At 47.1% G+C, this 4977-nt stretch carries 6 protein-coding genes; 3 read left to right on the forward strand and 3 right to left on the reverse strand.

Annotated elements, in window-relative coordinates:
* The first annotated feature begins 175 nt into the window (after window positions 1–175).
* Both O3C43_24635 and O3C43_24640 read left to right on the forward strand, forming a co-directional pair.
* Window positions 176–1621: an SLC13 family permease gene (locus tag O3C43_24635; protein ID MDA1069676.1), complete on the forward strand. Its 1446-nt coding sequence runs from the start codon at window positions 176–178 to the stop codon at window positions 1619–1621.
* 48 nt (window positions 1622–1669) lie between these two features.
* Window positions 1670–3352, forward strand: coding sequence for a dihydroxy-acid dehydratase (locus tag O3C43_24640; protein MDA1069677.1), 1683 nt, complete (start codon window positions 1670–1672; stop codon window positions 3350–3352).
* Window positions 3353–3404: 52 nt separating this feature from the next.
* Here the strand turns inward: O3C43_24640 and O3C43_24645 are convergent, their stop codons facing one another.
* Genes O3C43_24645 through O3C43_24655 form a run of 3 tightly spaced genes read right to left on the reverse strand, consistent with a single transcriptional unit; the run spans window position 3405 to window position 4657 of the window.
* Window positions 3405–3839, reverse strand: coding sequence for an SRPBCC domain-containing protein (locus tag O3C43_24645; GenBank protein ID MDA1069678.1), 435 nt, complete (start codon window positions 3837–3839; stop codon window positions 3405–3407).
* Between the two features lie 15 nt (window positions 3840–3854).
* Entirely contained in the window at window positions 3855–4283 is a 429-nt protein-coding gene (locus O3C43_24650; GenBank protein MDA1069679.1) for an SRPBCC domain-containing protein, read from the reverse strand.
* Between the two features lie 2 nt (window positions 4284–4285).
* Window positions 4286–4657 carry a metalloregulator ArsR/SmtB family transcription factor gene (locus O3C43_24655; GenBank protein MDA1069680.1) on the reverse strand — a complete coding sequence of 124 codons (372 nt, stop codon included), beginning with the start codon at window positions 4655–4657 and terminating at the stop codon, window positions 4286–4288.
* 145 nt (window positions 4658–4802) lie between these two features.
* On the opposite strand from O3C43_24655, the gene O3C43_24660 reads away from it, so the two are divergent.
* Window positions 4803–4977: transposase (locus O3C43_24660; protein ID MDA1069681.1), on the forward strand; the 175-nt coding region annotated here is incomplete at its 3' end.

Below are 4977 nucleotides of genomic sequence, written 5' to 3' on the forward strand. Positions count from 1 at the left end.
GCTTTACTTCGTAGCCGGTAAACTCAAAATGCCTGCTTTATATTGATCCACTAAAAATAGCGAAGAACCGAGACTTTTTCATTGCACCACGCAGGCCGGAAAATCAGCCTCAGTTACTTCTACCCCGCCGGTATCCAAATTACCTGCTTTTCGTCCAAACCATCTCCAAAATAATATGAATCTTCTTATGCCTTCTGTGTTAGCTACCTCTACTTCCTGGCCATTTATGGTGCTCGCTGTAGGAATTATTTTTATAGTTGTTGCGATCGCTGTGTTTCGTTTCCACGCATTCGTTGCCCTGATTCTTGCCGCTATTCTTGTGGGAGTCCTGGCTGAAACTCTGCCTGGTGCAGCAGATCAGAATCACATCGTGGCAGCTATTGAGCTTTCAATGACTGAGTTTGGTATAACAGCCGGAAAGATTGCCTGGGTTATCGGGGTGGCCGCTATTATAGGTGTTTGTCTAATGGAGAGTGGTGCCGCGGATAAAATAGTCCGAAGTTTGGTGCGTGTTATGGGGGAGAAAAAAGCGGGTTGGGCAATGATGTTTGCGGCCTTCTTTCTTTCGATTCCGGTATTTTTCGACACGGTGTTCTTTCTTATAATACCTTTGGCTCAAGCTTTGGCGTTCCGATTGGGAAAACGATATCTGTATTTTGTGATGTGCGTATGCGCTGGAGGAGCTTTAACCCACGGGCTGGTTCCACCAACCCCTGGACCCCTGGTTATGATCGAAACCCTTCAATTGGATCTTGGATTTGCCATGATCATGGGGACGCTTCTTGGACTGCCGGCGGGAGCCTTTGGGGTTTGGCTGGCGAGTCGAATGGATAAAAAACTCAATCTTAGTTTGCGAGAAAGCCCCATGGTGAAAATCGCTGATTTGGAGAGCATTGTTTCAAAGGATGACTCGGACCTTCCTCCCTTTGTTGTCTCCATTCTTCCAGTTGTCCTTCCGGTGTTTCTCATTGCCCTGGCTTCCATTGTTAAGGCGTTTGGCAGTGGTGAGGTTAGTACCTTAAATACAACGATTGAGGTTCTTGGTAACAAGAATCTGGCAATGGCGATTGGGACCTTGATTGCGATTTATCTGATGGCCTCTCAGAGAAAGATAAATATGGGGCATCTTTGGAAAGAGATGGAAGCCCCCATAGCTACTGCCGGAACTATTATTTTAATCACCTCTGCCGGAGGAGCTTTTGGTGCAATGATCAGGCATGCAGGGGTGGGTGAAGCTGTTCAAGCAGCCACAGAGGGAACTGGACTTTCCCTGCTTTTATTAGCCTGGCTCATTGCTGCTGTGATGAAGGTTGCCCAAGGTTCTGGAACGGTATCAATGATTACAACTTCCGGAATCATGGCTGCGATTATCGGTGTTGGAGGGGGTGGCGAAATGATGGTGCTTCCATACCATCCCGTTTACATTTTTGCTGTAATAGCATTTGGTTCCCAAGTGGGTTCCTGGATGAACGACAGCGGCTTTTGGGTTGTGTGTAAATTGAGTGGGTTCACTGAAGGGGAGACTTTAAAAACCTGGTCCATTATGCTGGCTTCTCTCGGTCTGTTTGGACTCCTTGAAGTTATGATCATTTCAAAAATCATTCCACTAATCGGCGGTTGATCCCTCGGTAATCCAAAAATAAAGACATCCATCTTGGTACCAAAATTTATGAGTGACAAAGAACTTAACTGGAAGAGTCGCGAGCTCACCCAAAGCGAAGAAAATCTTGGCCCCCACGCCTTTTACTACGGCCTGGGTTGGCAGAAAGAAGATTTCAAAAAACCTCAGATCGGAATTGGCACTCCACTTCATGAAATCAACCTGTGCAACATGCACAGCTACGAGATTGGTGAATCGGTCAAGGAAGGACTATCTGAGGCCGGTATGCTGGGCTACCGCTTTGGAGTTCCCTCTGTTAGTGACAACATCACGCAAGCTCATAGCGGAGGAAATGCTTCTTTGCCATCTCGCAACGTGATCGCCAGCAGTGCCGAAATGGTTACGACCTCTCACCGCTTTGACGGGATGATTGGGTTGCACCATTGCGACAAGAATGGACCAGGTTTTGCCTTGGCACTTATGCGAAGTAACCTTCCTGGATTTATTTTGAGTGGTGGAACTATCAAGCCAGGGTGCCTCAATGGGAAAGAAATCACCATCCAACACGTTTACGATGAACAAGCTGCCGTGGAGGTTGGGAGGTCGACCAAAGAAAAATTGCTTGAAGTGGTCAAACATGCTTGTCCGGGGGCGGGTGGTTGTGGCATTGCAGCTTCGTTTAATACCTGGGGTCTCGCCATGGAAGCCATTGGGTTAATGCCGCCTTACAGTTCTTCCAATCCGGCTGAAGGAGATGAAAAGCGCGCTGAATGCAAAAAAGCCGGAGGATGGATGCTGGAGATTTTAAAAGCTGGAAAGCGCCCGCGTGATATCATTACCAAAGCTGCACTCAGTAATGCCACCGCCATGATTGGTGCCTCCGGTGGATCCACTAATGGGATTCTTCACTTAATGGCTCTGGCCGTTGAAGCTGGAGCAGACTTTGGCCTTCGCGATGTTCAAAAAATTCTCAGAGGAATTCCTGTTTATTGTAATTTTGCGCCTCGTGGTCGCGGAACGATGATCGACTTGTTCAAAATGGGTGGAACGCCTATGCTCATCAAACATCTGATTGGAGTGGGTGTGTTGGACGGTTCGGTTCCGACTATGTTTGCGGACTCCCTGGCTGAACAAGTCGCGGATGCTCCGGCCGTTCCGCCAGGCAACGATCTGATTGCTCCGGTCGGGCAGCCATTTAAAGCGTTTGCGGATATGCAAATCTGTTTTGGCAGTCTTGCTCCCGATGGCATCGTATTCAAGGTTTCAAGTCGTTTGGATCCGGAGTTCGATGGGATTGCTATTTGCTTTAATGATGTCGATTCGTTGGTGAAAGCTGTAACTGATGGTAGGATTAAACCGGGCCATGTGGTTGTTCTTCGTGGCATGGGACCCGTGGCCATGGGGATGCCCGAAGTCCTCGTGGCAACCTCTGCGCTTTCAACACCCGAACTCGACGGCAAAGTAGCCTTCGTTTCAGATACCCGGGTATCAGGAGTTTCCCATGGAGCGATCGGTGTTCATTGTTCGCCTGAAGCGGCTGTTGGCGGTCCGATTGCCTACGTAAGAGACGGAGATCCTATCTTCATCGACTTATTGAAAGGCGAGATCAATTGGGATTCTCGAGGTGTCATGGAACTTGGTGGCGACTTCAAACCCTACTCAGGATCTCAAATATATTTACGGGAATTCGCTAATAGTGTGGCTCAGGCAAATAACGGATGTGTCAACAAGTCTTTGTTATCAAATGACTGAGCGAGGCGATGGTTTAACGCATGACATTTTCTGACGACATTTTACTTTGGTATTATACAGGGAAAAGCCGTTCGCAATGATTGAGGCATGTGGTCCAGCCTTCTCGATGATCTGCGACTGTGAACTCGGGTAGCTCGTGGCGAATGATTATTTCGGTTCCAGTATCAGTAGAAACAAGTTCAAAAGAAAGGATGCTGTGGTCGATAAAACCTTCTGAACACCAAGTCATGGATATTTTGTTTGGTGGATCGATTTCGAGATATTCTCCGTGAGGAGAGTAGGCGACTTCACCATTGGGTCGCACCATATTCAATTGGTACTTTCCGCCAGGTTGAATATCGCCAACAATATCTGCGCGGCCTTCATCCATACCAAACATCCATTGATTGATCAATTCAGGTTTGGTTAACGCATCGAATACGCGTTCACGTGAAGCGTTAACGACTTTTCTAAGCTCGAGGACAGTGAGTGTGTTGTCGTCGCTCATTGGGGTACCTTTCTACTAAAGAATTGAGTTTAAATGTTGCAGACAATTGGTCCATCCGCCGCGGTGATCTTCCACGGTGGTTTCAGGCAACTCATGTCGTAAGGTTAATTCCGTTCCTCCATCTACTTCCTTTAGTTCAAAGGTTAACAGGCTATAATCTACGAATCCGTCTGTGATCCAGGTCATTGATAGTTTGTGGGGAGGATCAATTTCGATAAATTTACCGTAGGGTGTGGCAACGGTTTCACCGGCCTGGTTTATCATTGCGACGGAATACTTACCTCCGACTTGCAGGTCTACTTCGGTTCGGGCGGATCCTTCATCCATGGCATACATCCATTGATTAAGAAGCTCTGGTTTAGAGAGTGCGTTGAAGACAGTTTGAGGATCGGCAGCTAGTGTTTTGCGAATCTCTAACAGGGAGAGCGATTGTGATGTATCCATGATTATTTTTGATTTGAATTTAATAAGTTCTCGAGATTGGTCAGGCGTTGGAGCCAAAAGGTGGTAAGCTGGTTAATAGTCACCTGAGCGTTTTGCAGGGGCTGTGTGTTTAACTGAAAACGATGGATTTTGCCTTTCTTGACCCGATTGATTAAAAGGGCACCTTCCAAAGTTTTAAGGTGTTTGGATACTGCCGGTGCCGAAATTGAGAATGGCTCCGCAAGTTCACCGACGGTTGCGTCGCTGCTGGCGATTTTGGCGAGTATCCTTCGTCGAGTTGGATCAGCCAGCGCATGGAACACTCGGTTTAATTGCTCTTCATTGTTAACCATGAGGTTAAATGAAGGCGTGAAAGCAATGGCTGTCAATGACAATAATTAACCAAATGGTTAATTATTAACAGGATGTCCTTGATTAGGAGGAGTGAGTTACTTTTTAGAGCAGATGGTTGTCCTTAAAGTGAGCCTGCCCCGAAAAATGGGAGACATGTTGTGCTAAACAATGCATAAAATGAGAACAATGAGTCAAAGACGAAAGTATACGAAAGAATTCAAGGACAACGCCGTATCGCTGGTGTTATCGGGACGAGCAGCGCTAGAAGTGTCGCATGATCTTGGAATCGACATTTCCACGTTAAACCGCTGGAAAAAGCTATATCTGGATGAGCAGGATATCAAACACGATGGCCTTGGCG

This window comes from Verrucomicrobiota bacterium, from assembly GCA_027622555.1.
Classification (GTDB): domain Bacteria; phylum Verrucomicrobiota; class Verrucomicrobiia; order Opitutales; family UBA2995; genus UBA2995.